The organism is Cupriavidus sp. FW306-1B-F12B, assembly GCF_058781795.1.
On sequence record NZ_JBYSXC010000020.1, the window covers coordinates 49,134 to 73,618 of the forward strand.

The 24,485-nt window shown below is 65.8% G+C and carries 24 protein-coding genes; 13 read left to right on the forward strand and 11 right to left on the reverse strand.

Features of this window, described 5'->3' with window-relative positions; genetic code table 11:
- Positions 1-53: 53 nt before the first annotated feature.
- Genes tssC through tssH form a run of 3 tightly spaced genes read right to left on the reverse strand, consistent with a single transcriptional unit; the run spans position 54 to position 4,884 of the window.
- Positions 54-1,547 carry a type VI secretion system contractile sheath large subunit gene (tssC, locus tag AC3WLE_RS27370; protein ID WP_492356821.1) on the reverse strand — a complete coding sequence of 498 codons (1,494 nt, stop codon included), beginning with the start codon at positions 1,545-1,547 and terminating at the stop codon, positions 54-56.
- A gap of 49 nt (positions 1,548-1,596) precedes the next feature.
- Positions 1,597-2,130 (reverse strand): type VI secretion system contractile sheath small subunit, encoded by a 534-nt coding sequence (tssB, locus tag AC3WLE_RS27375; protein WP_492356822.1) that lies wholly within the window; start codon positions 2,128-2,130, stop codon positions 1,597-1,599.
- Between the two features lie 39 nt (positions 2,131-2,169).
- Positions 2,170-4,884 (reverse strand): type VI secretion system ATPase TssH, encoded by a 2,715-nt coding sequence (tssH, locus tag AC3WLE_RS27380; protein ID WP_492356823.1) that lies wholly within the window; start codon positions 4,882-4,884, stop codon positions 2,170-2,172.
- A 3-nt stretch (positions 4,885-4,887) separates the two neighbouring features.
- On the opposite strand from tssH, the gene AC3WLE_RS27385 reads away from it, so the two are divergent.
- From AC3WLE_RS27385 to tssA, 7 genes are all read left to right on the forward strand, one after another.
- Positions 4,888-5,145, forward strand: coding sequence for a hypothetical protein (locus tag AC3WLE_RS27385; RefSeq protein WP_492363604.1), 258 nt, complete (start codon positions 4,888-4,890; stop codon positions 5,143-5,145).
- 192 nt (positions 5,146-5,337) lie between these two features.
- Entirely contained in the window at positions 5,338-5,940 is a 603-nt protein-coding gene (locus AC3WLE_RS27390; RefSeq protein WP_492317576.1) for a TagK domain-containing protein, read from the forward strand.
- Entirely contained in the window at positions 5,930-6,766 is an 837-nt protein-coding gene (locus AC3WLE_RS27395; RefSeq protein ID WP_492317577.1) for a type VI secretion system accessory protein TagJ, read from the forward strand. The genes AC3WLE_RS27390 and AC3WLE_RS27395 overlap by 11 nt, the downstream gene beginning before the upstream one ends.
- On the forward strand, positions 6,759-7,280 hold the full coding sequence (gene tssE / locus AC3WLE_RS27400; protein WP_492356824.1) for a type VI secretion system baseplate subunit TssE: 522 nt from the start codon (positions 6,759-6,761) through the stop codon (positions 7,278-7,280). Before AC3WLE_RS27395 ends, tssE begins: the two co-directional genes overlap by 8 nt.
- Positions 7,281-7,284: 4 nt before the next feature.
- Positions 7,285-9,165, forward strand: coding sequence for a type VI secretion system baseplate subunit TssF (tssF, locus tag AC3WLE_RS27405; RefSeq protein WP_492352253.1), 1,881 nt, complete (start codon positions 7,285-7,287; stop codon positions 9,163-9,165).
- Positions 9,166-9,167: 2 nt separating this feature from the next.
- Positions 9,168-10,208, forward strand: coding sequence for a type VI secretion system baseplate subunit TssG (gene tssG / locus AC3WLE_RS27410; protein ID WP_492317580.1), 1,041 nt, complete (start codon positions 9,168-9,170; stop codon positions 10,206-10,208).
- A gap of 2 nt (positions 10,209-10,210) precedes the next feature.
- The gene (tssA, locus tag AC3WLE_RS27415; RefSeq protein WP_492317581.1) at positions 10,211-11,257 is read left to right on the forward strand and encodes a type VI secretion system protein TssA; all 1,047 of its coding nucleotides are present in this window, start codon (positions 10,211-10,213) and stop codon (positions 11,255-11,257) included.
- A gap of 18 nt (positions 11,258-11,275) precedes the next feature.
- On the opposite strand, the gene AC3WLE_RS27420 is transcribed toward tssA, so the two are convergent.
- From AC3WLE_RS27420 to AC3WLE_RS27440, 5 genes are read right to left on the reverse strand one after another with little or no spacing between them, the layout of a single operon-like run.
- Positions 11,276-11,500 (reverse strand): formate dehydrogenase subunit delta, encoded by a 225-nt coding sequence (locus AC3WLE_RS27420; protein WP_010811246.1) that lies wholly within the window; start codon positions 11,498-11,500, stop codon positions 11,276-11,278.
- On the reverse strand, positions 11,497-12,363 hold the full coding sequence (gene fdhD / locus AC3WLE_RS27425) for a formate dehydrogenase accessory sulfurtransferase FdhD (protein WP_492356825.1): 867 nt from the start codon (positions 12,361-12,363) through the stop codon (positions 11,497-11,499). Before fdhD ends, AC3WLE_RS27420 begins: the two co-directional genes overlap by 4 nt.
- 16 nt (positions 12,364-12,379) lie before the next feature.
- On the reverse strand, positions 12,380-15,259 hold the full coding sequence (gene fdhF, locus AC3WLE_RS27430; RefSeq protein WP_492317583.1) for a formate dehydrogenase subunit alpha: 2,880 nt from the start codon (positions 15,257-15,259) through the stop codon (positions 12,380-12,382).
- Positions 15,260-15,294: 35 nt separating this feature from the next.
- The gene (locus tag AC3WLE_RS27435) at positions 15,295-16,857 is read right to left on the reverse strand and encodes a formate dehydrogenase beta subunit (protein ID WP_492356826.1); all 1,563 of its coding nucleotides are present in this window, start codon (positions 16,855-16,857) and stop codon (positions 15,295-15,297) included.
- On the reverse strand, positions 16,854-17,384 hold the full coding sequence (locus AC3WLE_RS27440; protein WP_492317585.1) for a formate dehydrogenase subunit gamma: 531 nt from the start codon (positions 17,382-17,384) through the stop codon (positions 16,854-16,856). Before AC3WLE_RS27440 ends, AC3WLE_RS27435 begins: the two co-directional genes overlap by 4 nt.
- A 150-nt stretch (positions 17,385-17,534) precedes the next feature.
- On the opposite strand from AC3WLE_RS27440, the gene AC3WLE_RS27445 reads away from it, so the two are divergent.
- Positions 17,535-18,629 carry a substrate-binding domain-containing protein gene (locus tag AC3WLE_RS27445; protein ID WP_492352247.1) on the forward strand — a complete coding sequence of 365 codons (1,095 nt, stop codon included), beginning with the start codon at positions 17,535-17,537 and terminating at the stop codon, positions 18,627-18,629.
- Here the strand turns inward: AC3WLE_RS27445 and fdxA are convergent.
- Both fdxA and AC3WLE_RS27455 read right to left on the reverse strand, forming a co-directional pair.
- The gene (gene fdxA, locus AC3WLE_RS27450; RefSeq protein ID WP_492352246.1) at positions 18,626-18,955 is read right to left on the reverse strand and encodes a ferredoxin FdxA; all 330 of its coding nucleotides are present in this window, start codon (positions 18,953-18,955) and stop codon (positions 18,626-18,628) included. The two genes, AC3WLE_RS27445 and fdxA, sit on opposite strands and share 4 nt — an antisense overlap.
- 134 nt (positions 18,956-19,089) lie before the next feature.
- Entirely contained in the window at positions 19,090-19,557 is a 468-nt protein-coding gene (locus AC3WLE_RS27455; protein ID WP_492356827.1) for a hemerythrin domain-containing protein, read from the reverse strand.
- A 332-nt stretch (positions 19,558-19,889) separates the two neighbouring features.
- Here AC3WLE_RS27455 and AC3WLE_RS27460 point away from each other — a divergent pair, with 332 nt between their 5' ends.
- The 5 genes from AC3WLE_RS27460 to AC3WLE_RS27480 all read left to right on the forward strand — a co-directional run bounded on the left by AC3WLE_RS27460 (position 19,890) and on the right by AC3WLE_RS27480 (position 23,272).
- The gene (locus tag AC3WLE_RS27460) at positions 19,890-20,540 is read left to right on the forward strand and encodes a recombinase family protein (protein WP_492356828.1); all 651 of its coding nucleotides are present in this window, start codon (positions 19,890-19,892) and stop codon (positions 20,538-20,540) included.
- Between the two features lie 31 nt (positions 20,541-20,571).
- The gene (locus AC3WLE_RS27465) at positions 20,572-21,183 is read left to right on the forward strand and encodes a UdgX family uracil-DNA binding protein (protein ID WP_492356829.1); all 612 of its coding nucleotides are present in this window, start codon (positions 20,572-20,574) and stop codon (positions 21,181-21,183) included.
- A gap of 214 nt (positions 21,184-21,397) precedes the next feature.
- Positions 21,398-21,952 carry a cupin domain-containing protein gene (locus AC3WLE_RS27470; protein WP_011614618.1) on the forward strand — a complete coding sequence of 185 codons (555 nt, stop codon included), beginning with the start codon at positions 21,398-21,400 and terminating at the stop codon, positions 21,950-21,952.
- Positions 21,953-22,081: 129 nt separating this feature from the next.
- Positions 22,082-22,282: a hypothetical protein gene (locus tag AC3WLE_RS27475; RefSeq protein WP_492317591.1), complete on the forward strand. Its 201-nt coding sequence runs from the start codon at positions 22,082-22,084 to the stop codon at positions 22,280-22,282.
- A gap of 69 nt (positions 22,283-22,351) precedes the next feature.
- A complete protein-coding gene (locus AC3WLE_RS27480) occupies positions 22,352-23,272 on the forward strand; it encodes a dioxygenase family protein (protein WP_492352242.1) in 921 nt (306 codons plus the stop codon).
- A 263-nt stretch (positions 23,273-23,535) separates the two neighbouring features.
- On the opposite strand, the gene AC3WLE_RS27485 is transcribed toward AC3WLE_RS27480, so the two are convergent.
- A complete protein-coding gene (locus tag AC3WLE_RS27485) occupies positions 23,536-24,477 on the reverse strand; it encodes a zinc-binding dehydrogenase (protein ID WP_035822039.1) in 942 nt (313 codons plus the stop codon).
- Between the last annotated feature and the right edge of the window lie 8 nt (positions 24,478-24,485).

A 24,485-nucleotide genomic window follows, 5' to 3' on the forward strand; every position in this document is an offset into this window, starting at 1 on the left:
GGCGCGATACCTCGGCGTGGAACTACCGGTACGTTTCAATGCCTGAGCGACGCTCAGGCGGCGTCCTTGACCGACGGCAGGCGCGCCACCAGCCGCAGCGAGACGGTCAGGCCCTCGAGCTGGAAGTGCGGACGCAGGAAGAACTTGGCGCTGTAGTAGCCCGGGTTGCCTTCCATTTCCTCGACGACCACCTCGGCTGCCGCCAGCGGTCGGCGCGCCTTGGTCTCCTGCGACGAGTTGGCCGGGTCGGCATCGACGTAGTTCATGATCCATTCGTTGAGCCAGCGCTGCATGTCCTCGCGCTCCTTGAAGGCGCCGATCTTGTCGCGCACGATGCACTTCAGGTAATGGGCAAAGCGCGAGCAGGCGAACAGGTACGGCAGGCGTGCCGAGAGGTTGGCGTTGGCGGTCGCATCAGCGTCGTAGTACTCGGCTGGCTTCTGCATCGACTGGGCACCGATGAAAGCTGCATAGTCGGTGTTCTTGCGGTGCACCAGCGAGATGAAGCCGTTCTTCGACAGTTCCGCTTCACGGCGGTCCGAGATGGCGATCTCGGTCGGGCACTTCATGTCGATGCCACCATCGTCGGTCGGGAAGGTGTGGCACGGCAGGTTCTCGACCACGCCGCCGCTTTCGACGCCTCGGATCAGCGTGCACCAGCCATAGAGCTTGAACGAGCGGTTGATGTTGACCGCCATGGCGTAGGCGGCATTGCTCCACACGTACTTGCGGTGATCGGCACCGTCGGTGTCTTCCTCGAAGTCAAACTCATCGACCGGATTGGTCTTGATGCCGTAGGGAAGGCGCGACAGGAAACGCGGCATGGCGAGGCCGACATAGCGGGCATCTTCCGAGTTGCGCAGGCTGTTCCACGGCGCGTATTCCAGGTTCTGGAATATCTTGGACAGATCGCGCGGATTGGCGAGTTCCTGCCACGAATCCATCTGCAGCACAGACGGCGAGGCGCCGGCAATGAACGGGGCGTGAGCCGCTGCCGAGATCTTGGCGAGCGAGCCAAGGAGTTCGACGTCTGGCGGAGTGTGGTCGAAGTAGTAGTCGGCCACCAGGCAGCCGTAGGGCTCGCCACCAAGCTGGCCGTACTCTTCCTCATAGATGCGCTTGAAGAACGGGCTTTGGTCCCAGCCGATGCCCTTGTAGCGGCGCAGGGTCCGGCGCAGGTCTTCCTTGGACACATCCATCACGCGGATGCGCAGCTTGTCGTCGGTTTCGGTGTTTGAGACCAGGTGGTGCAGGCCGCGCCAGGCGGACTCCAGCTTCTGGAAGTCCTCATGATGCAGGATCAGGTTGATCTGCTCGGAGAGCTTCTTGTCGATGGCGCCGATGATGGCTTCGATGCTCTTGTAGGCATCATCGCTCATGGTGAACGAGCTGGCGAGCGCCTGCTCGGCCAGCGTCTTGACGGCGAGATCGACGGCCTCGCGGGCCTGGTCGGTCTTTGGCGAAAATTCGCGGCTGATCAGCGCGGCGAAGTCGGAATGGTCAGCGCTCGCGAGCGCTTGCTGTTGTGCTTGTTGGGCGGAGGCCATGGATTCCTTGCTTGATGAGGTGGTTCAGGTAGGCAAGTAGCCGATCCATTCAGGACTGCGGCGACTGAAGTTCGTCGTCGCCGGCCCTGGGCTTGGGCGCCTTGGCAAGCGACTGCAGCAGCGCGGGATCCTGCAGCAACTGGTTGATCAGCGATTCGGCGCCCGACTTGCCATCCATGTAGGTCTGCAGGTTGGCGAGCTGGGTGCGGGCTTCGAGCAATTGCCTGAGCGCATCGACCTTGCCGGCTACCGCCGCGGGCGAGAAATCCTCGATGCTCTCGAATGTCATGTCGACCATGAGCTGGCCGTCACCGGACAGCGTATTGGGCACGGCAAACGCCACGCGCGGCTTCATGGCCTTCATGCGCTCGTCGAAGTTGTCGATATCGATCTCAAGAAACTTGCGATCGGCGACCGCCGGCAGCGGCTCGGCCGGCTTGCCCGACAGGTCGGCCAGCACGCCCATCACGAAGGGCAGCTCGATGCGCTTCTCCGAGCCATAAACTTCGACGTCGTACTCGATCTGCACGCGCGGCGCGCGGTTGCGCGCGATGAATTTCTGCGAACTGTTCACAACAGACATGGATTTCCCCTGCGGGTTACATGGACATGCCGGTCGGCGTCACGCCGAGCCGGCCTCGGGACACTCCGGCACAACGGCATCGTGGCCAGCGCGGTATTCGGTGTGGTAGGCGAGCCCGGCAGGCGCGCTGTCGGCGACGCGGATCGCGATCACCGCGAGCTCGCGCTTCTCGGACAGTGCCAACAGCCACAGGCGCGCCAGTTGCGGCTGGATGACCTGCTCAATGAAGCCGATCAGCTGCCGGGCGCCGGTCTCGCCGACCGGACAGCGCGCCACGATGAACTCGACCACCGGGTCGTCGTAAGTCAGCACAATGCCGTGCTGATGCTGCATGCGCGCCGCCACGCGATCGAGATGCAGGCGCACGATGCGGCCAAGGTTTTCGGCCGCCAGCGGCAGATATGGCACGACTACCAGCCGCCCGAGGAACGCCGCCGGGAACACCTTGCGCAGCTCGGGCATTAGCGCATCGCGCAGTGCGGCGGGCTCCGGCATCAGCGCCGGGTCTTCACAGAGATTTGCCAGCAGTTCGGAACCGGCATTGCTGGTGAGCAGCAGGATGGTGTTCCTGAAGTCGATATGGCGCCCCTCGCCATCCTCCATGTAGCCTTTGTCAAAGACCTGGTAGAAGACTTCGTGGATATCGGCATGGGCCTTCTCGACCTCGTCGAGCAACACCACGCTGTAGGGCCGGCGGCGCACCGCTTCGGTCAGTACGCCCCCTTCGCCGTAGCCGACATAACCCGGCGGCGCGCCCTTGAGCGTCGAGACGGTATGCGGCTCCTGGAATTCCGAGAGGTTGATGGTGATGAGGTTTTGCTCACCGCCGTACAGCGCGTCGGCCAACGCCAGCGCAGTCTCGGTCTTGCCAACGCCCGACGGGCCTGCCAGCAGGAAGACCCCGACCGGCTTATTGGGGTCAGTCAGTTGTGCGCGGGCGGTCGTGACGCGCTCCCCGAGCTGGATCAGCGCATGGCCTTGCCCGATCACGCGTTCGCCAAGTGTCTGCGGCAACTGCATCACGGTTGCCACCTCGTCCGCGACCATGCGCCCAACCGGGATACCGGTCCAGTCGGCGACGATTGCAGCGACCACGCGTTCATCCACTTCCGTGTATACAAGCGGCGCATCCGCTTGCGCGGCATGAAGATGGCCCTCGAGCTCATCCAGGGTTCGTCGCGCCGGGGCGGCTACAGTCGATTCATCCGACGCGGACTGCACCAGTGCGTATCGGCGGGCGACCAGGTCGGTCGCCAGACCGCGCACCCGGTCCCAGCGCGCCGAGGCCAAAGCCAGGTCGGCTTCGAACTGCTCGCGCCGAGCCCGTGCGAGCTCAATCCGCGCAGCGTCCGGCCGGCCAAAGCCGGCTTCCCGGGCCAATAGCGCGCACTCGGCGTCGGCCGCGGCGAGTTCGTGGCGCAGATGTTCGACTTCTGCCGGGGGCGCATGCAATGACAAGGCTACGCGTGCACAAGCGGTGTCGAGCAGGCTGATCGCCTTGTCGGGCAACTGCCGCGACGGGATAAAGCGATGCGATAGCCTGACGGCGGCGCGCACCGCCTCGTCGCGGATCAGTACCTGGTGATGCGCCTCGAACGTCCGGACCAGACCCCGCACCATGGCGACCGCACTGGCTTCGTCCGGTTCCATGACATGCAGCACCTGAAAGCGGCGGGTGAGCGCCGGATCCTTCTCGATGTGGCGCTTGTATTCGCTCCAGGTGGTGGCGCCGATCGTGCGCAGTGCCCCACGCGCCAGCGCCGGTTTGAGCAGGTTCGCGGCATCGCCGGTGCCGGCCTGGCCACCGGCGCCAACCAGCGTGTGGACTTCATCGACGAACAGGATCACGGGCGTCGGGGATCTGGCAGCTTCCTCAAGCACGCCCTTCAACCGCGCTTCGAACTCGCCCTTCATGCTGGCGCCCGCCAGCAGCGCACCCACGTCGAGGCTCAGCAGCCTGATGTCCTTCAGGCTGGGCGGCACCTCACCCGCGGCAATGGCCTGTGCCAGCCCCTCGATGACGGCGGTCTTGCCGACGCCCGCCTCTCCGGTCAGGAGCGGATTGTTCTGACGGCGGCGCAGCAGGATGTCCGTCATGGTGCGGATCTCATGCTCGCGGCCGATCACGGGATCCAGCCGGCCCGCGCGTGCCTCCTCGGTCAAGTCGCGGCAGTACCTGCCCAGGGCGGGCTTGCCGGCACTGGCAGGTGCCGTCGCGCCACTGGCTTCACCCGGTGTGGCCGGCGCCAGGCCACTGCCGTCATAAGCCTCTTCACGGCTCTCAGGCGATTGCGCGAGGAGCGCCGGTGCCATTTCCACCAGGTCATCGGGCCGCACCTTCGCGAACTGGCTTGAGATGCCCAGCACCGTACGGCGCAACTCCGGCGTCTTGAGCAGCGCAGCGAGCAGATAGGCGCCGCGCACGTGGTCATCGGAAAAAGCAAGCGTCGCATAGACCCAGGCCCGCTCGATCGCCGACTCAAGCTGGAACGAAAAGTCACTGATCGAGGTGGCGCCGGCAGGCAACGCGGCCAGCGCGCGGGTCAGGTCGGCTTCAAGCACGGACAGGTCGGCGCCGGCATGGCGCAGCATCCGCTGCAGGTCGCCATCCGGGGCTTGCAGCAGTTGGTGGAGCCAATGCACAAGCTCCACGTACGGGTTGCCGCGGAGCTTGCAAAAGGCCGTCGCGCTTTCGATCGCCTTGAATAGCGTGAGATTGAGTCGGCCAAATAACGCCTGACGCGAAATATCCATTCGATGCCTTTGCCGTTCGCCCTCCTTGGAAGAGAGGGCTGCCATTGCACAGAGATTTTGTTATTGGCTTTTTTAGGATATGACCAAAACAATACGCTAGCAAATTTCTCATCCGCGACAGAATCCCTGCGCGGCGGCATCTTAAATGCATCTAACCAGTTGATTTTGAAGCGCTTATTCACACCATCGCGCAGTTATCATGATTTCTTCGCGCCGACAATGACCCAACACCATGCCCGCATGGAATATTACAATTTTTGACAATCCATCCGAGACATACATCATTTTTATCCGATGTCCATAGGATCATACTTAAATTGCTAAAATCATTTTTTAATTCTGATTTTCCGGATATTTAATAGGAAAATTCCATTCGATTTAAAATTCGTTACGCCAGGATTTTCGATTATCATCAGACGCTCTCGAAAACCAATAACCTCAGGTGGCTGGGCTATGAGCGACTGGCAGAACCGCACTGCAGAAATCCACGCCGTCAACGCCGGACTCGGTGGCGACAGCAATGCGCCCTGGCCCTGGGATGCGCTTGGGGGGCCGCAGCCAGACGCTGCCGATCCGTTCTCGCTGGTGAAGCCAGCCGGTGGCGCGGGGACAACGGCGGCGGCTGCCCCTGACCCGGCCGACGTGCTCGATCAGCTCAAACGCGAGGCCGAGACGGCGCTACGGGATCCGAACTACGTCAGTGCTCATGCCAGCTCAAATGCAACGTCGACAGTTCAGATCCCGGCGGAGGTCGACCCGAAGCCGCTGCAAACGGTCGCGCGCGAAGCGAACCATGCCGATAGCTTGATGGACATGCTGGACACAGCTGGCCATATTGATTCGCTGATCGGCTCCCAAGAATCCCTGGAAGAGCACGAACTCTTTTCAACCCCGGCTGCGCCGGACGTGCTGTGGCTGTTCGCTGGCGACATTGCGCCCACGCGGCGCCGCAATGTCACGGCCCCGCTTACCCGTCGCGAACACCATCTGGTCTCGATGGACAGCGCCTACCGTCCCGCGCCGGCGCTGACGCCTGATCCTGACCATGACGCTTGAATCGCACACCCCTCGTCAGGCATCCGACACGGGGCTGTCATCAATCCTTCGCCGAAGCGGCTCGGTCAAGGGCGCGCTGGCCCAGACGGAGGCGCAGGTCCGCGAGGAACCTGGCTCTTTCGCTTTCCGTTGGCGGCTATTCCAGTGGCTCTGCGTGGTCGGTGACTGGTCCAGGGCCCTCAAGCAATTGCAGGTCGCCACGCAGCTTGCGCCCGGCTTCGCGCAAACCGCGCATGTGTACCGCGACCTGATCCGTGCGGAGGTGTTCCGTGGCGAGGTATTTGCCGGCCAGCGCACCCCCGGCTCGCTGCTGCCGGCCCCGGCGTGGGTGGCAAAGCTCCACACGGCTCTGGCAGGAAACAAGGCCGGCGATTGCTCAGCCGCGGACGCCAGCCGGCACCTGGCCCTGTCGCAGGTGCCAGCCTCAGCCGGCGCGCACGACGGCGTGCGCTTTGCCTGGATCACCGACACTGACACACGGCTGGGACCGACCTGCGAGATCGTAACCGCGGGGCGCTACGCCTGGCTGCCCTTTGCGCAGATGCGCAAGATCGAGTTGGGCAAGGCGTCCGGGTTGCTGGATCTGTTATGGCGCCCGGCCACGGTGACACTCGCCGACGGCGTGGTCAGCCGTGGCTTCCTGCCGGTGCGCTACCCAGGCTCCGAACAAGGCAGCGACGGGATTCGGCTGGCTCGCGAAACCAGCTGGAGTGAAGCGGGCGAGACAGGTGTCATCGGTTTCGGCCAGAAGACCTGGATGACAGACACGGGGGATGTCGCCATGCTGGATGTGACAACACTCACCCTGGACGCGGAGCATGGCTGAACACCGCCCGCCGCGCCGCCCGAATTCGCAACTGCTGCCGACCTTGCTGGACCGGCTGCGCGACGACGCGCCCCAGCGCCAGACGGAAAACGCGGACGAATACACCGTCACGCGTGCCCAGATGCGCGAGATCATCCAGCGCGACCTCACCTATCTGCTCAACACCACCAATCGCGAGGATGAAATCGATCGCAAGCGCTATCCCGCTGCTGCCGCATCGACCATCAACTACGGCGTGTCGCCGGTCGCCGGCAGTTATCTGGCCGAACACAAGTGGAGCGATATCGTCACCATCGTCAGGCGTGCGATCCTGGACTTCGAACCCCGGCTCATCCCCGGCTCGCTGGAAGTGAAGCCGCTTCTCAAAGAAGATGCGCCACAACGCTACAACACCCTGGTGTTCGAGATCAAAGGCCTGATCCATATGAACCCGTATCCGATGGCGTTCACTGCCCAAAGCTCGCTCGACCTGGAAACCAGCCGGATGAGTGTCCAATCGATCCACGCCAGCTGACACCATGGATCCGCAACTGCTCGATTACTACAATCGCGAGCTCGTCTATATGCGCGAGCTGGCCGGGGAATTCGCCAAACAGCACCCGAAGGTCGCGAAACGGCTGGGCATGCAGGGCATCGAGGTGGCCGACCCCTACGTCGAGCGCCTGATCGAGGCGTTCTGCTTCCTGTCAGCGCGTACCGAGATCAAGCTGGACGCTGAGTTCCCACGCTTCACGCAGCGGCTGCTGGAGGTGATCTACCCCAACTATGTGGCGCCGACGCCATCGATTGCGGTCGCGCAGTTCCGACCCAGCCAGAGCGAGGGCGATTTTGCGCGTGGCGTGGAGGTTCCGCGCGGCACGGAGGTCAACGCGGCGGCGGCGCCTGGAGAGAAGACGGCCTGCCAGTTCAGGACCACGCAGCCGTTGACACTGTGGCCGGTTGAGATCACCGAAGCGCGGCTCACTGGCATTCCGCCCGATGTCAGGGGGCCGGAGCGCTATGTGCCCGCCCATGTGACAGTCCAGGGTGCCCTGCGGTTGCGCCTGCGCTGTACGCGAGACGCGACCTTCGACCAACTGCCCGGCCTGGACCACCTGCCGGTCTATCTGCGCGGCGATGACCTGATCGCCTCACAACTGTTCGAACTGTTGCACAGCGCCGGTGTGGCGACGCTGATCGGACACCCCGGGGCCATGAGCGAGCGCCCCTGCGCAGTGGCGCAGGATGCTGTCAGTTACGTGGGAATGGGACCGGGCGAAGGCGCGCTGCCTTTGCAGTGGAACAGCTTCCACGGGCACAACCTGTTGCATGAGTACTTCGCTTGCCCGCAACGCTTCTATTTCTTCGGCCTCAACAAGCTCGCTCAGGGCCTGAGCCGGATCCGCGGCAAGGAAGCCGAGATCGTCGTGCTGCTGTCAAAGCCGCCCCGGGATCTGACCAGCAAGGTCGACCGCGAACAGTTCGCGCTGTTTTGCACACCGGTGGTCAATCTGTTTCCAAAGCGCACCGATCGCATCGAGGTCACGCCGGGCCGCGCCGAGTTTCACCTGGTCGCCGACCGGCAGCATCCGCTTGACTACGAAATCCACACCGTCAGGCAGCTCTCCGCACAACGGTCCGAGCACAGCGCAGGCATCGACTTCCAGCCGCTCTTTACCACCCTGAATAGTGATGAAGGCAACCACGGCCGCTACTTTTCCCTGCGGCGCGAGCGTCGGCTGATCTCTGAGCAGGCTCGCAAGTACGGCACACGCACGGCATACGTCGGCACCGAGCTGTTCGTGTCGCTGGTGGACCAGCACGAAGCTCCCTACCCGGACGCCTTGCGCTACCTGTCAGTGGAATCGCTGGTTACAAATCGCGATCTGCCCAATCTGGTACCGCGCAATGGCCGGCACGACCTGACCCCGGCAGCTTCCATCCCCGTGGACGGGATCGGCCTGATCCGCGCGCCGTCGGCACCACGGCCGCCCTATGCGGATGGTGAAATGGCCTGGCGCCTGATACGGCTGCTGGGCTTCAACTACTTGTCGCTGACCGACCTGGAGCATCGCTCAGGGGGCCAGGGCCTGCGTGACATGCTGCGGCTTTTCGTGGCGAACGACGACCTCGCGCACCAGGGGCAAATCCAGAGCCTGATCGGCGCGAACGTGAAACCAGTCATGCGCCGGCTGCCAGGCAACGGGCCCTTGATCTACGGCCGCGGCATCCAGTGCCAGCTCACGGTGGACGAAGGCGGCTTCTCCGGCATCAGCCCATACCTGTTCGGCGTGGTGCTGGAGCATTTCCTGGCGCGCCACGTCTCGGTCAATGTCTTCACGCAAACCGAACTGCACTCCATGCAACGCGGCCTGGTGCATCGTTGGCCCGTGCGCATGGGCGGCCGCAGCGCCGTGTAGCCATGTTCAAAGGCAACGACGACAATGTGCCGCCCTCGCCGGCGGCGACGGCCGCGCCCGGAAACTATGCCGGCCAGGCGCCGTGGAAGCTGAGCTTCCTGGGGCTCCTGCGGCATCTGTCCGCCCGGCACCCTGATTTGCCCCCGATCGGGCAGGCGAGCCGGCCACGCGACGAGCCTTTCCGGGCTGGCCAGCAGGCCGCGCTCACCTTCGCGCCGCGCGAGATCGCGCAGGTGCAGCCGCTGCCCGGCCGGCTCAAGGTGCAATTGTTTGGCTTGGGCATGCTGGGGCCGAACGGGGCGCTGCCGATTCACCTGACGGAAGTTGTACGCGAGCGTAGCGAGGCACAGCGGGACAACACCACCGCCGACTTCCTGGATCTTTTCCACCATCGCGCCTTCACGCAGTTCTACCGCGCGTGGGCAAGCGCGCAAGCCACCGCGGGCCTCGATCGGCGCGACGGCGAGGTGTTCTCCCGCTATGTCGGCTGGCTGGCGGGCAATGAAGCCGACGAAATCGCGCACAGCACCCTGCCGCCGCACGCCCGGCTCGCTGCGAGCGCACACCAGGTGCGCGAAGCACGCAATCCCGACGGCATCGCGGCCACGCTTTCACACTTCTTTGGTGTGCCCGTCAGGCTTGAAGAGTATGTATTGCACTGGATCGCCGTCGATCCGGCCGAGCGCAGCCGCCTGGGACACCCGGGCGCCCCAGGGGTCATGGGGCAAGGCGCCATGCTTGGCGAAATGGTGCCGGACCGCCAACACAAGTTCCGTCTGGTGATCGGTCCGCTCGGGTTGCAGCAATACTTGAACTTCACGCCGAACGGCAGGGATCTTCCGACGCTCATCGAATGGGTGCGCGCCTTCGTCGGTTTCGAGTTCGTCTGGGAAGCCGAGCTGCAGGTGATCCCGGACTCGGCGCCGCCTGCCATCCTGGGCTCGCAGGAACGCCTGGGCTGGTCTACATGGCTGGGCGAACCGGATCACAGCCGCGCCATCACCGGCATGGTGTTCGAGCCCGAACACTATGCAACACACTGACCATGAATGCCAAAGCCAAGGCCGTACCGGTGCCAAGACCTGACTTTCCCTTCCCGGAACTGCTGGAACCTGTCGCACCCGACAGGCCATGCGGCGACGACCTGGAATACGACCCTGAGTTCGTCGTGCTGCTGGCCAAGGCGGCGCCGAAGCCCGACGCGCAGTACGGCAACTTCGTCAGCGAGCCCGAGGCCATCAACTGGGCGGATCTGGAGCGCGACTGCCGGCGCCTGCTGCTGCGCACGCGCGACATCCGCATCCTGGCGCTGTTGCTGCGCTGCCGTACCCGGCTAGGCCAGGCAAGCGGCCTGCGCGACGGACTCGCGGCCATGGCGCGGCTGCTGGCAAAATGGCCCGATGCCGTCCATCCGCAGTTATGCGTCGATGGCGAAACCGATCCCGCGATGCGCGCCAATGCGCTGGCCGCGCTGACCGACCCGGAGGGGCTGATGCGGGACGTGCGGGAGCTGACGATCACTGGCAACGCGGCGCTCCGGCTGCAGATCCGCGACGTCGAGCGTTCGCTCGGCGTGCCGCGGCCCGCGGACGCCCTGGCGCCGGAATCGGTGCGACAACAAATGCAGGATCTGCGCCAGCAGAACAGCCCCGCCCTCACGGCACTCGACGAGGCCGCGGCCCAAGCAGCGGCCATTGACGCTTGGGCAAAAGCCAACCTCCGGCAGGACAGCCCCGACTTGAGCCCGCTGCTCAGGCTGCTTGGCTTGATGACGAGCACTGTCGCAACCGCCCCGCCAGCGCAGGTCGCCGCACCAACGGCCGCGCCAGTCGCTGCTCCTTCATGCGGCGATGCTGCCGGCGGTCTTTCCCCTGCCGCAACCGCCGTGCACGCAGACGGCTGCAAACCGCGGGATCGCGATGCCGCCCTGGCCGCCATCCGCGCCGCGCGTCAATGGTTCGAGTTCCACGAACCCAGCAGCCCGGTGGCACTGCTGCTCAGGCAAGCCGAGCGGCTGACCGGCAAGCGCTTCGATGAAGTGTTCCAGGCGATCCCTGCGGATCTGGTGGAGCGCTGGGCGCAGGACACATAGCGGCAACCGGCCTGCAAGCTACTCCAGCATCGCCCGATGGCGCCCCAACGCCTCGCGCACGATGTCCAGCAGTCCGCTCCCTGCCTCGGCATCCACATGCCCCAGCAAGGCCTTGCGCATGCGCGGCTCCCAAAACCGCTTGATATGCCCTGCAATATCAGAGACGGCCTCTTCCCGATCCGGCATGGCCTCGAAGAAGCTGCCGATCTGGTTGGCCATGGTGATGAGGTTGTCGATCTTCATGCCAGGCTCGCTTCGTGCTGCAGACGTGTGGGATGGGCATAGACCACGTGCGCGCCGGCGCGCACGAAGCCGGCCAGGGTGATGCTGGCTTGTTCGGCAAGCCGCACGGCCAGCGCCGTCGGTGCGGATACCGCGGCGAGCACGCCGGCGCCGATGGCGGCGGTCTTCAGCACCATTTCATAGCTGGCGCGGCTGGTCACCAGCACCGCGCCGCTGGAGATGTCCTCGCCGCTGCGGGCGAGCGCGCCCGCCAGCTTGTCCAGCGCGTTGTGGCGGCCCACGTCTTCACGCACCAGTGATACATGGCCATCGGCACGCAGCCATGCGGCAGCGTGCGTCGCACCCGTGTGTTGCTGCAATTCCTGCCGCAGTTGCAGTTGCACGAACGCGGCCTGGATCACGTCGGTATGGAAGCTGGCATCGCTGCGCACCGGTGCCGGCAGGCGCATCACCTGTTCCAGCGATTCGGTGCCGCACAGTCCGCAGCCGGTGCGCCCGGCCAGCGAGCGGCGGCGGTCCTTGAGCCGCATGAAGGCTTCGGAGGCGATCTCCAGCTGCACGGCGATGCCGTGCTCGCGCGTGTCGATCTCGATGTCATAGACGTCGGCGGCACGGGTAACGATGCCTTCGCTCAGGCTGAACCCGAGCGCAAAGTCCTCCAGGTCGGCCGGCGTCGCCAGCATCACCGCGTGCGAGATGCCGTTGTACACCAGCGCGACCGGCACTTCCTCGGCCACTTCATCGGGGCTCAGCATCAGCTCGCCGCGGCGCCAGCGGCTGACGGCGAAGGTGCTGTGAGTGGGCGGCTCGGCGTCTCCGGCCGCGGCCGGATGCACCTCCGGTGACTGCATGCAGCGCATCATGGCGTGGCCCCTCCGCTCAGCGTACGGCCTGCGCCGGGTCGGCGCTGGCGGCTTCCAGCAGTTGCAGCTGCTGGGCGTTGAACTCCTGGTACTCCCGCTGCCACGCCGACGGCTGCGCCACCGGCAGCACCTGCACCGCGGTCACCTTGTACTCCGGGCAGTTGGTGGCCCAGTCTGAGTTGTCGGTGGTGATCACGTTGGCGCCGGATTCCGGAAAGTGGAAGGTAGTGTAGACCACGCCCGGCTGCATGCGCTCGCTGACGATCGCGCGCAGCACCGTGTCGCCGGCACGGCTCTGCACCCCGACCCAGTCGCCGTCCTTGATGCCGCGCTCCTCGGCATCGTGCGGATGGATCTCGAGCCGGTCCTCGGCATGCCAGTAGACGTTGTCGGTACGGCGCGTCTGCGCGCCGACGTTGTACTGCGACAGGATGCGGCCGGTGGTCAGGATCAGCGGGAAGGCGCGCGTGATCTTCTCGGTGGTGGGCACGTACTTGGTGATGATGAACTTGCCCTTGCCGCGCACGAAGGTGTCGATATGCATGGTCGGCGTGCCTTCCGGCGCCTCGGCGTTGCACGGCCACTGGATGCTGCCGAGCTGGTCCAGGCGCTTGTAGCTGACACCTGCGAAGGTCGGCGTCAGGCGCGCGATCTCGTCCATGATCTCCGACGGATGCTTGTAGTCCATCGGGTAGCCCAGCGCATTGGCCAGCAGGATGGTGGCTTCCCAGTCGGCATAGCGCGCCTTGGGCGGCATCACCTTGCGCACGCGCGAGATGCGGCGCTCGGCGTTGGTGAAGGTGCCGTCCTTTTCCAGGAAGGAAGAGCCCGGCAGGAACACGTGCGCGTACTTGGCGGTCTCGTTCAGGAAGATGTCCTGCACCACGATGCATTCCATCGACGACAGCGCCTCGGACACGTGCTGCGTGTTCGGGTCGGACTGGACGATGTCCTCGCCCTGGCAGTACAGACCCTTGAAGCTGCCGGCCAGCGCGGCTTCAAACATATTGGGGATGCGCAGGCCCGGCTCGGGGCTGATCTCGACATTCCACGCGGCTTCGAACAGGCCGCGCGTGGTCGAGTCCGACACGTGGCGATAGCCCGGCAGCTCATGCGGGAACGAACCGATATCGCACGAGCCCTGCACGTTGTTCTGTCCGCGCAGGGGGTTCACGCCCACGCCTTCGCGGCCGATATTGCCGGTTGCCATGGCAAGGTTGGCAATGCCCATCACGGTGGTGGAGCCTTGCGCATGCTCGGTCACGCCCAGGCCGTAGTAGATCGCAGCGTTGCCGCCGGTGGCATACAGGCGTGCGGCACCGCGCAGCTGTTCCGCCGGAATGCCAGTCACGCTTTCCATCGCCTCCGGCGAGTTCTCCGGCAGCGAGACGAAATCGCGCCATTGCTGGAAGGCGCGGTCCTCGCAGCGCTCGGCGATGAAGGCTTCGTTGAGCAGGCCTTCGGTGACGATCACGTGCGCCAGCGAGGTCACCAGCGCCACGTTGGTGCCCGGGCGCAGTTGCAGGTGATAGTCGGCACGGATATGCGGGGAGTCGACCAGGTCGATGCGGCGCGGATCGACCACGATCAGCCTGGCGCCGGCGCGCAGGCGCTTCTTCATGCGCGACGCAAAGACCGGGTGGCCGTCGGTCGGGTTGGCACCGATCACCATGATCACGTCGGCCTTCTCCACCGACTTGAAGGTCTGCGTGCCGGCCGATTCGCCCAGGGTCTGCTTCAGGCCGTAGCCGGTCGGCGAATGGCACACGCGCGCGCAGGTGTCGACGTTGTTGTTGCCGAAGGCTGCGCGCACCAGCTTCTGCACCAGGTAGCCCTCTTCATTGGTGCAGCGCGACGACACGATGCCGCCGATGGAGTCCTTGCCGTGCTCGGCCTGGATACGCTTGAACTGCGACGCGGCATAGTCGATCGCCTCTTCCCACGACACCTCGCGCCACGGATCGGTGATCTTCGCGCGGATCATCGGCTTGAGGATGCGGTCCTTGTGCGTGGCGTAGCCCCAGGCAAAGCGGCCCTTGACGCAGGCGTGGCCTTCATTGGCCTTGCCGTCCTTGTACGGCACCATGCGCACCACTTCATTGCCCTTCATCTCGGCCTTGAACGAACAGCCCACGCCGCAATAGGCACAGGTGGTCACGGTGCTGTGCGAGGGCTGGCCGAACTTGATCACCGAGGTCTCGGTCAGCGTCGCGGTCGGGCACGCCTGCACGCAGGCGCCGCACGAGACGCAGTCCGATTCCATGAACGACTGGCTGGTGCCGGGCGAGACGCGGGAATCGAAGCCGCGGCCGCTGATGGTCAGGGCGAAGGTGCCCTGCGTTTCCTCGCAGGCGCGCACGCAGCGGTTGCAGACGATGCACTTGGACGGATCGTAGGTGAAGTAAGGATTGGATTCGTCCTTCTTCATCTGCGTGTGCGTCGCGATCGGCGCAGCTTCCGGGCCGCCGTCGTTGTAGCGCACTTCGCGCAGGCCGACCACGCCGGCCATGTCCTGCAGCTCGCAGTTGCCGTTGGTCGGGCAGGTCAGGCAATCGAGCGGGTGGTCGGAGATATACAGCTCCATCACGCCGCGGCGCAGGTCGGCCAGCTTGTCGCTCTGGGTCTTGACCTTCATGCCGGCTTCGACCGGCGTGGTGCACGATGCCGGATAGCCGCGGCGCCCTTCGATCTCGACCAGGCAGAGCCGGCACGAGCCGAAGGCTTCGAGGCTGTCGGTGGCGCACAGCTTGGGGACGGCGATCTGCGCTTCCATCGCGGCGCGCATCACCGAGGTGCCGGCGGGTACGGTGACGCTGACGCCATCGACCTCCAGGGTGACCAGTTCGGTGGATGGGCTGGCGGGCGTGCCGAAATCGATCTCGTTGCGGGCATTCATGGCGGTTTGTCTCCCGTGTCTCTGCTGGACCTGGCTCAGGCGGCCTTGGCTGGGTTGGAGGCGAGGCCGAAGTCCTCGGGGAATTCATTCAGCGCGGACAGCACCGGGTACGGGGTCATGCCGCCCATCGCGCACAGCGAGCCGTTGAGCATGGTGTCGCACAGGTCGCGCACCAGCGCTACGTGCTTGACCGGCTGCTCGCCGGCGATGATGCGGTCCATCACTTCGACGCCGCGGGTCGAGCCGATCCGGCACGGGGTGCACTTGCCGCACGATTCGATCGCGCAGAACTCCATCGCGTAGCGGGCCTGCTTTGCCATGTCGACGGTTTCATCGAACACCACGATGCCGCCGTGGCCGACCACGCCGCCGAACGCGGCATAGGCTTCATAGTCCAGCGGCACGTCGAAGCGCGACTCGGGCAGGTACGCGCCCAGCGGCCCGCCCACCTGCACCGCGCGGATGGCGCGGCCGCTGCGCGTGCCGCCGCCGTAGTCGACCAGCAGCTCGCGCAGCGTGACGCCGAACGCCTTCTCCACCAGTCCGCCCTGCTTGATGTTGCCGGCCAGCTGGAACGGCAGCGTGCCGCGCGAGCGGCCCATGCCGTAGTCGCGGTAGTACTGCGCGCCGCGCGCCAGGATCACCGGCACGGTGGCCAGCGAGATCACGTTGTTGATCACCGTGGGCTTGCCGAACAGCCCCTGCAGCGCCGGCAGCGGCGGCTTGGCGCGCACCACGCCGCGCCGTCCTTCCAGGCTTTCCAGCAGCGCGGTTTCCTCGCCGCAGACATAGGCGCCGGCGCCCTTGCGCACTTCCAGGTGAAAGCGCTTGCCGCTGCCGCGGATATCGTCGCCGAGCCAGCCGGCGGCGTTGGCGATGCCGATCGCGCTTTCCAGCACGGCAATCGCGTGCGGATATTCGGAACGGCAGTAGATGTAGCCCTGCTCCGCACCCACCGCCAGCGCGGCGATGGTCATGCCTTCGATCAGCATGAACGGGTCGTCTTCCATCACCATGCGGTCGGAGAACGTGCCCGAGTCGCCTTCGTCAGCATTGCAGACGATGTACTTGACCGCGGACTGCGCGCCCAGCACGGTCTTCCACTTGATGCCGGTCGGGAACGCCGCGCCGCCGCGGCCGCGCAGGCCGGAGTCGGTGACCTCCTGCACGATCTCGGCGGGCTGCATCGCCAGCGCGCGCTCCAGGCCGGCAAAGCCCTCATGCGCGCGGTAGTCGTCCAGCGACAGCGGATCGGTGATGCCGACGCGGGCGAAGGTCAGGCGCTCCTGCTGCTTCAGGAAGGGGATTTCGTCGGTGACGCCCTGCAACAGCGCGTGCTCGCCGCCTTGCAGCAAGCCGGCGTCGAATAGTTCCGGCACGTCTGCGGCGCTGACCGGGCCATAGGCCACGCGGCCGGCTCCGGTCTGCACCTCGACCAGCGGCTCCAGCCAGAACATGCCGCGCGAGCCATTGCGCACAATGCGCACGTGCTCGTTGCGCGCCGCGGCCTCACGCGCGATGGCGCGGGCCACGTCGTCGGCGCCCAGCGCCAGCGCGGTGGAATCGCGCGGCACGAAGATGGTGGTGATCGTGATCATGCCTGTGCCTCCGCGGCTTCCGTGGTCTTTTCCGCGGACGACTCGCGCAGCGAGCGCACCAGCGCGTCGAAGCGTTTGGCATCGACATAGCCGTGCAGTTGCTCGCCGACCATCACCGCCGGGCCGCAGGCGCACTGGCCCAGGCAATAAACCGGCTCCAGCGTCACCTGCCCGTCCGCGGTGGTTTCATGGAAGCCACAGCCAAGTGCGCGCTGCGCATGCGCGACCAGCGCTTCGGCGCCGACCGACTGGCACGCTTCGGCGCGGCAGACCTGCACCACATGGCGCCCGGCCGGCTGCTGGCGGAAGTGGTGGTAGAAGGTGATCACGCCGTGCACCTCGGCGCGCGACAGGTTCAGCGCGCGGGCAATCACGGGCACGGCGGCGTCGGGGATATAACCCTGTGTGTCCTGGATCTCATGCAGGATCGGCAACAAGGCGCCCGGCATGTCCTGGCGTGCCGCCACGATGGCGGCGATGCGCGTGGCGTCGGCGGATGCCGGTGCGTGGGGGGAAATTTCTGGCATAGCGTCTCCTGTGAGGCGTTGCGCAGATCGGCAGCGCGGCCTCTTATATGCTATTTTTTTCCTATTTACGGGCTGTGGCGTCGCCGTTTTTTCCCGTTTGAAGGACTATATGAGAGTGACAGCGGCCCTTCAATAAGCTATTTTCTACATATGATCCGCATCTCGATCCACCCGCACCTGCAGATCCGGGACGACGCCAGCCCCGGTGGCGACGCCCTCGACGTGTCCCGGCTAGTGGCCCTGCTCGGGCACATCGAGGAATCCGGCAGCATCAGCCACTCGGCGCAGGCGGTATCGCTGTCCTACCGCTACGCCTGGGGCATCCTGCGCGATGCCGAGGCGCTGTTCGGCGGCCCGCTGATCGACAAGACCCGCGGGCGCGGCAGCGCGCTGACGCCGCTGGCGCAGCAGTTGGTGTGGGCCAGCAAGCGGATCGGCGCGCGGCTGTCGCCGACGCTCGACAGCCTGGCGTCCGAGCTGGAGATCGAGTTGAAGAAGCTGATGGACCAGCCCGAAGCCACGGCGCGGCTGCATGCCAGCCACGGCTTCGCAGTGGCGGCGCTGCGCGACTTCCTCGACGAGCAGCAGGTGCGGCACGACCTGAAGTACTGCGGCAGCGTCGAGGCCGTGGCGGCACTGGCCGAAGGCGCCTGCGATATCGCCGGCTTCCATGTGCCGGTGGGCGAGTTCGAGCACGGCATGTGGCGGCATTTCACCACCTGGCTCAAACCGGACACCCACTGCCTGGTGCACCTGGCGGTGCGCAGCCAGGGACTGTTCGTGCGGCCGGACAACCCGCTTGGCATCCACACGCTGGAAGACCTGACCCGGCGCGAGGTGCGCTTCGTCAACCGCCAGGTGGGCTCGGGCACGCGCCTGCTGCTGGACCTGATGCTGGCCGCGCGCGGCATCGACACGGCCCGCATCGAGGGCTACAGCAACGGTGAATTCACCCACGCCGCGGTGGCCGCGTATATCGGCAGCGGCATGGCCGACGTGGGCTTTGGCGTGGAAACCGCGGCGCGGCGCTTCGGGCTGGCGTTCGTGCCGGTGATCAAGGAGCGCTACTTCTTTGCGATCGAGCGCGCCAAGCTGCGCAGCGCGGCACTGGCCGGCGCGGTGGACGCGCTTACCAGCGAAGCCTTCCGCCAGCGCGTCAATGCACTGCCCGGCTACGACGGCACGCTCACCGGCACCGTGCTGACGCTGGAAGAAGCGTTCCCGGATTTCGCTGAGGCGCGCTAGCGCTCCAGCAACGAGAGGCGGTCAGGATGGCCGGCCCATTGCTCATGGCCGGGGATCGGCCCCTTGGCCTTGAGCAACGGCAGCCAGTCAGCGCGCCGCGACAGTTCGGCATTGAGGGCAATGAAATGGCGCTGGTCCTCGGGCAGGTCATGCTCCGAGTAGATCGCGTCGACCGGGCACAGCGGCACGCACATCGAGCAATCGATGCACTGGTCGGGGTCGATGGCGAGGAAGTTGGGCCCTTCGTGGAAGCACGACATCGGGCAGACTTCGACGCAATCGGTATGGCGGCACTGGATGCAGGCATCCGTCACGACAAAGGTCATGGGGCAGTTGCGGTACGGCGGGTGACGACCGCATGATGGTAACGCCCCGCCCGCGGGCGCGGGACGCGCCGCATTGTGCGACTCCTTCAAATCCGCTGAAGAGCCGCGCCCGGCCTGGCCCGGGCGCAGGCGCGTCAAGCGGTCTCGCGCATCAGTTCTTCCTTGCGCGCCGCCATGGCCTGTGCCACGTCGCGCAGGTTGAACTTTTCCTTGATCGCGTTCTTGAACAGCTCGCCCTCCTCTTCCTCGATATGGTGGGCGACGTATTCTGACAGCACCGCGTAGTTGGCCTCGAGCTTGTCGCCGGCCGGATCCTCCTCGATCGCAGCGATCAGGTCCTTCGCCACCTGATGCTCGACCTCGGCCTCGTCCAGCAGGTCGTCGATCTCGTCGCTGACGCCGCGCAGCGCCGGATAGAAGATCTCCTCCTCGATGGTGGCGTGCACCGTGAGCTGGTTGCACACCTCCAGCGCGATCGCCTGCTTCTCGTCGCGATCTTCAGTGTCCTTGAACGCCTTGAACTGCTTCTTGACAGCGCGATGGTCGTCCATCAATGCGCCGAGGGCCTGGGCCTGATCTGCGGGAATCTTCGACTTGTCCACGGTTTTCTCCTGGTGGGATTTGCCGGCGCTCCGGCTTTGCGCTGGGGAGAACGCAGATTCCGTGCCCGCCCCAGCGCAGGCAGCGCACCTGCCTGTCGTTGCAATTCCTGCGCGAAGCCTTGTAATTGTGCCCGCAGCGCCGCGTCGATCGGACCAGGCTTGCCGCGGCTTCATTGCCTGCATACCGTGCCTTGGGAGCCCCCTCACCTTTGCTCTGTGCGTGGCAAGCGCGGCATGAAATTTGCGGCGTGGCGCAGTAAGCCGAAACAGGAGTATCCCTGTCCGAAACGCAACCGATACCGGACGGCGCGTCCGCGCCGTTCATCACCGCCATGCCGACCTCATTCCTCTACTCCAATTGTGCCGATGGCCAGCCGGCCATGATGGACGAATTGCAAGCCGCGCGCGAGGCCGGCTATGGCGTAGATGCGCGCCATGCCTTCTGGGAAGAAGAGCCCGCGTCAGTGCCCGCGCTGCAGCGCCCGCGCCTGCGCGCGCTGCAGCACCAGGTGCAGCCGGCCGACTCGGTCGTGTCGCTGCGGCTGTGCAGCCTGGGCTGGAGCGTGCCCGAGGTGCTGGCCACCATCCGGCGCTTCCGCCTGCTGGGGGTGGCGTTGTATTGCGTGCAGCTGTCCCGTGACGACCTGGCCAGGGCCACGCCGCCGGAGGCGGTCGAGGTGCTGCGTGCGGTCGCCGCGCTGGAAGGCGCCGCCCGCAGCGTGCGCGTGCGCGAGAGCCTGGCCGCGGCCAAGGCCATGGGACGTCAGGTGGGCCGTCCGCCCAAGCACACGCCTGAACAGCGCCATGCGATCCTGAACGCGCTGGCCGCTGGCAATTCGGTGAGCGAGACCGCGCGGCGCTTCAGCACTTCACGCCAGACCGTGCTGCGCATCCGCGCCGCCGAGCCAGGCGCACAGCCCCATGCGGCATCCGCGGTCATGGCCGACGCTGAAGAATCGGCGACCGAAGCTGCCACCGGATGAGAGCGACAGCAGCACAGCGCGCCGTGCCGCCATGCCCGAGCACAGGAAGCTGCCCGTCAGCCGCGATGAGCTGAACCAATGCCGGCGTTGCCCGTTGTGGCGCAATGCCACCCAGGGCGTGCCCGGCGCCGGCGCCACCCATGCGCGCATCATGCTGGTCGGCGAGCAGCCGGGGGCGCAGGAAGACCTGCAGGGCTTTCCCTTCGTCGGCCCGGCCGGGCACCTGCTGGACGAAGCACTGGCCAGCGCGGGGCTGGACCGCGACAAGCTCTTCATGACCAATGCGGTCAAGCACTTCAAGTTCGAATGGCGCGGCAAGCGCCGGCTGCACAAGTCACCGGCGCAGCAGGAGATCGAGGCCTGCAATCTGTGGCTGGAGCGCGAACTGGAGAAAGTCGGGCCCAGGGTCGTGGTCGCGCTTGGCGCCACCGCGGCTCGTGCGGTGCTGGGCCGCAAGAGCGTGTCGCTGGCTGGAATGATGGAGACGCCAGTCGAGCACGAGGGGCGGCTTGTCATCGCCACCTACCACCCGTCGTTCGCTTTGCGCCAGCGCACCGACGAGGCGCGAGCCGCCACCTTCGACCGCATCGTGCGCAGCCTGCGCGCCGCCGCGCGGCTGGCGCGCGGCAACGCGGAAAGCTGAAGCAGCAGGCCACTCCCTGAAGGGAGAAGATTCCATCGGCCGGCAGGATACCCTCACGACAAAGTATCGAAGCCTCGCAAGTTCTCGATACCGAAATGTTATCGAGTCGCGAGAAAAATGGTAATGGATTAATCACTGAGCGCTTCTTAAAGTTGCACGGACAGAAGGCAATCGCCCTTCCGTTCTCCCAACTTCATTGCACCAAGGAATCAGCATGGATCCCACTCCTCAGGAAATGGAAGCCACCCGCATCGCGCGCTGGGGCAAGGTCAAACCTTACGGTGAGACCTTCATCGAAAGCCGCCTGCCCGGCATGAAGAAGAACATCTACAAGATCATGAACCGCGGCGTGCTCGAGAACAAAGGCGTCGAGCCGGCGATTCCGGGTAACCACCGCTTCGGCGTGACCTTCATCGAAATCCCGGTCGGGCAAGGCGCCAGCCTGCACGCGCACAAGACCGAGGAAGTGTTCTGCCCGTTGAATGGCCAGATGGAAGTCATCTGGGGCGAGAAGGGCCAGTACTCGCTGATGCTGAACCAGTGGGATGTGATCTCCTGCCCGATCGGCGTGATGAGAGGGTTCCGCAACCCTAACGACCACGCCCTGGTCGTGTACTCGGTGGTCGGCGGCACCGACGAGGAGTGCGGCCGCATCGCCTGGCACCCGGACGTAGTGAAGGCAGCCGAGGCCACCGGTCTCGTCTATGGCAAGGACGGCTACATCACGGAAACGGAAGCGGACAAGGCGGAACACCGCGCCGCAGACTGAAGACGGCCGCCGGGTCGCTCAGGGTGCTTGCGCCCGGTAGCCTTCGGCGCTGGCCTGGGCTGCCGCAGATTCCGACCTTGGCCGAGTCCGGCTTTCCGGGCTATCGTTCCGAGACCATACAGGCGCTGTTTGCTCCGGCAGGCGCACCCGAGCCGCCACCTGTACGCCGAGATCCGTCGCATCCTGCCGAGCAGCGAAGTGCGGCAACAGGCGCGCGATCTCGGCTTCGAGGCCGTGGCGTGCCAGCCCACAGAACTCGCTGCCCGGGTCGCGGAAGATGTCCCGCGCTGGGCCGACGTCGCGACCAAGGCGCGTATCCAGAGCGACTGAGACCGGGCGCCAATGTCCGTCTCCTCGCCAGGCAACAACCACTCTTTCAATCATCAGGAGCCGACCATCATGACATCTGCCTCCGCAGAAAGCGCGCTCGCGCCATCCGCATCAAACGCGCAATCGATTCCAGCCACCCCCGAGGCACTGCTGAACGCCGTGCTCAAAGCGAATTCCGGGACACACGACCCGCGCGCCAGGATCATTCTTGATGCGCTTATCCGGCATGCGCACGCCTTCGCGTCAGAGGTCCAACTGACCTATGAGGAACTCCACCATGGCCTGGACTTCATGGTCCGCATCGGCCAGGCCACCGGACCGAAAAAGCACGAGGGCATCTTGCTGGCGGATATTCTCGGACTTGCCACACTGGTGCTTCTGATGGATGCCAAGGCCGTGCTTGCAGCGGGCGGCACCGAACCCGCGCTGATCGGCCCGTTCTGGCGCGCGAACCAGCCGGTTCGCGCCAACGGCGCGCACATCGCAACCCCGGACACCACGGGCGATCCGCTGTTCGTCCAGGGACGCGTCGTGTCGATCGACGGCACGCCGATCGCCGGCGCGCGCGTCGAGACATGGCAGGCGGCGCCAAGCGGCCTGTACGAGAACCAGGACGAACACCAGGAGGACATGAACCTGCGTGCCGCGTTCGAGACCGATGCCGACGGGCGCTTCTGGTTCGAGAGCGTGCGGCCCTCAGGCTATGGCGTCCCGATCGACGGCCCCTGCGGCGACCTCCTGGCCCTGCAGAACCGTGACCACATGCGCCCGGCACATCTTCACTTCATCGCCATCGCGCCAGGGCACAAGGTGCTGACCACGCAGATCTTCGATGCCCTGGATCCCTTTGCCTTCAGCGACGCGGCGTTTGGCGCCGTCGGCTCGCTGCTGCGCGATTTTGAGCCGGTCGATGGCGGCGGCTTCCGTCTCGATGTCGAACTGAAACTCGAACCGGGGGAGACACGCCTGCCCAAGCCGCCCTTGCCCTGAACTGCTTTCGACTCACGGAGATGTTGAACCTGCCCGCCCGGCGCCCTGCGACTTGGCTCCAAGGCCGCGGACCCTGACGTGCTCGCTCCGTAGTTCATTCAGGTCACGCGACCGCCAGCATTGGATGTCCACGCAATCGTGGCAGTGCTGGCGGTCGCCAGTCCGGCGCCATGCGCGGACGCGGCGGTCCGACCCGGCTTGTTCTTCCGGCGTCATGACCAAACGGCATCGTTCGATGCCGTCTGGCAAGAACCCCTGCCGACTCAGGGCACCAGCACGAAACGCTGGCGCGCGCCCCTGGCCTGCGCGGCCCACACTTGCCCGACATCCTCCAGCGGCGCGGTGACGATATCGATTTCCATGCGCCCTGCCGCGGTATGCCGGCATAGCTCGGCATAGGCCTGCGCCTGGACCTCGACGGGCGCGTGGTAGTAGGCAAAGCCCATGATGTCGAAGCACGCCTTGCGCGCCGCGGCGCCGGCAAAGGCAATGGTGGGCGCCACCGTGGTGCCGATATGGACCAGCCGCCCGCCGTGGCCAAGCGCCAGCAACGCGGCCTCTGCCGGCGCGCCGCACAGGTAATCCAGCACGATGTCGACGTTGCCGTCGGCCGCGTTGCGGTAGGCATCCAGCAGGTCGCCGGGCTGGTCGAGCGGCACCACCGCATCCGCGCCAAGCCGGCGTGCGCGCTGCAGCGCCTGCACATTACGCCCTGCCGCGATCACGCGGCCGGCACCCAGCAGCTTTGCCGCGGCCACCGCCAGCAATCCCGAGATACCGGTCGCGCCGAGCACGAGCACGGTCTCGCCCGGCTGCATGCGCGCCCGCCACGACAGCGGCAGCCATGCCGCCAGGCCGGCGTTGCCGAGCGCGGCGGCGCGCTCGTCATCGATGCCGTCCGGCACCGGGAAGGTCAGCGCCGGATCCACCAGCGCGCGCTGCGCCATCGAGCCGAACGGCGCGACCGGTGCGTTGACGTTGAAGTAGACCCGTTGTCCATCCGCAAGCCGCCCCACGCCCTCGCGCCCGACGACAAAGCTGCCCGCCGCCGGCTTGATGTAGTGCCGGCCCTCGGCAATGGCCATGTCCAGCCGCGACAGCGCCGCGGCGCCTACGTCGACCACCACCTGCCCGCCGGCGGGGGTGGGATCGTCAAACTCCTGGTACACCGGCGCCCTGCCGGCGAGCGAAACCGCTCCTTTCATGTGCCTCT

Coding starts and splice junctions, on each gene's coding strand:
- tssC (WP_492356821.1), bottom strand. CDS start 1,547: ATGGCCTCCGCCCAACAAGCACAACAGCAAGCGCTCGCGAGCGCTGAC.
- tssB (WP_492356822.1), bottom strand. CDS start 2,130: ATGTCTGTTGTGAACAGTTCGCAGAAATTCATCGCGCGCAACCGCGCG.
- tssH (WP_492356823.1), bottom strand. CDS start 4,884: ATGGATATTTCGCGTCAGGCGTTATTTGGCCGACTCAATCTCACGCTA.
- AC3WLE_RS27385 (WP_492363604.1), top strand. CDS start 4,888: ATGCCTTTGCCGTTCGCCCTCCTTGGAAGAGAGGGCTGCCATTGCACA.
- AC3WLE_RS27390 (WP_492317576.1), top strand. CDS start 5,338: ATGAGCGACTGGCAGAACCGCACTGCAGAAATCCACGCCGTCAACGCC.
- AC3WLE_RS27395 (WP_492317577.1), top strand. CDS start 5,930: ATGACGCTTGAATCGCACACCCCTCGTCAGGCATCCGACACGGGGCTG.
- tssE (WP_492356824.1), top strand. CDS start 6,759: ATGGCTGAACACCGCCCGCCGCGCCGCCCGAATTCGCAACTGCTGCCG.
- tssF (WP_492352253.1), top strand. CDS start 7,285: ATGGATCCGCAACTGCTCGATTACTACAATCGCGAGCTCGTCTATATG.
- tssG (WP_492317580.1), top strand. CDS start 9,168: ATGTTCAAAGGCAACGACGACAATGTGCCGCCCTCGCCGGCGGCGACG.
- tssA (WP_492317581.1), top strand. CDS start 10,211: ATGAATGCCAAAGCCAAGGCCGTACCGGTGCCAAGACCTGACTTTCCC.
- AC3WLE_RS27420 (WP_010811246.1), bottom strand. CDS start 11,500: ATGAAGATCGACAACCTCATCACCATGGCCAACCAGATCGGCAGCTTC.
- fdhD (WP_492356825.1), bottom strand. CDS start 12,363: ATGATGCGCTGCATGCAGTCACCGGAGGTGCATCCGGCCGCGGCCGGA.
- fdhF (WP_492317583.1), bottom strand. CDS start 15,259: ATGAATGCCCGCAACGAGATCGATTTCGGCACGCCCGCCAGCCCATCC.
- AC3WLE_RS27435 (WP_492356826.1), bottom strand. CDS start 16,857: ATGATCACGATCACCACCATCTTCGTGCCGCGCGATTCCACCGCGCTG.
- AC3WLE_RS27440 (WP_492317585.1), bottom strand. CDS start 17,384: ATGCCAGAAATTTCCCCCCACGCACCGGCATCCGCCGACGCCACGCGC.
- AC3WLE_RS27445 (WP_492352247.1), top strand. CDS start 17,535: ATGATCCGCATCTCGATCCACCCGCACCTGCAGATCCGGGACGACGCC.
- fdxA (WP_492352246.1), bottom strand. CDS start 18,955: ATGACCTTTGTCGTGACGGATGCCTGCATCCAGTGCCGCCATACCGAT.
- AC3WLE_RS27460 (WP_492356828.1), top strand. CDS start 19,890: ATGCCGACCTCATTCCTCTACTCCAATTGTGCCGATGGCCAGCCGGCC.
- AC3WLE_RS27465 (WP_492356829.1), top strand. CDS start 20,572: ATGCCCGAGCACAGGAAGCTGCCCGTCAGCCGCGATGAGCTGAACCAA.
- AC3WLE_RS27470 (WP_011614618.1), top strand. CDS start 21,398: ATGGATCCCACTCCTCAGGAAATGGAAGCCACCCGCATCGCGCGCTGG.
- AC3WLE_RS27480 (WP_492352242.1), top strand. CDS start 22,352: ATGACATCTGCCTCCGCAGAAAGCGCGCTCGCGCCATCCGCATCAAAC.
- AC3WLE_RS27485 (WP_035822039.1), bottom strand. CDS start 24,477: ATGAAAGGAGCGGTTTCGCTCGCCGGCAGGGCGCCGGTGTACCAGGAG.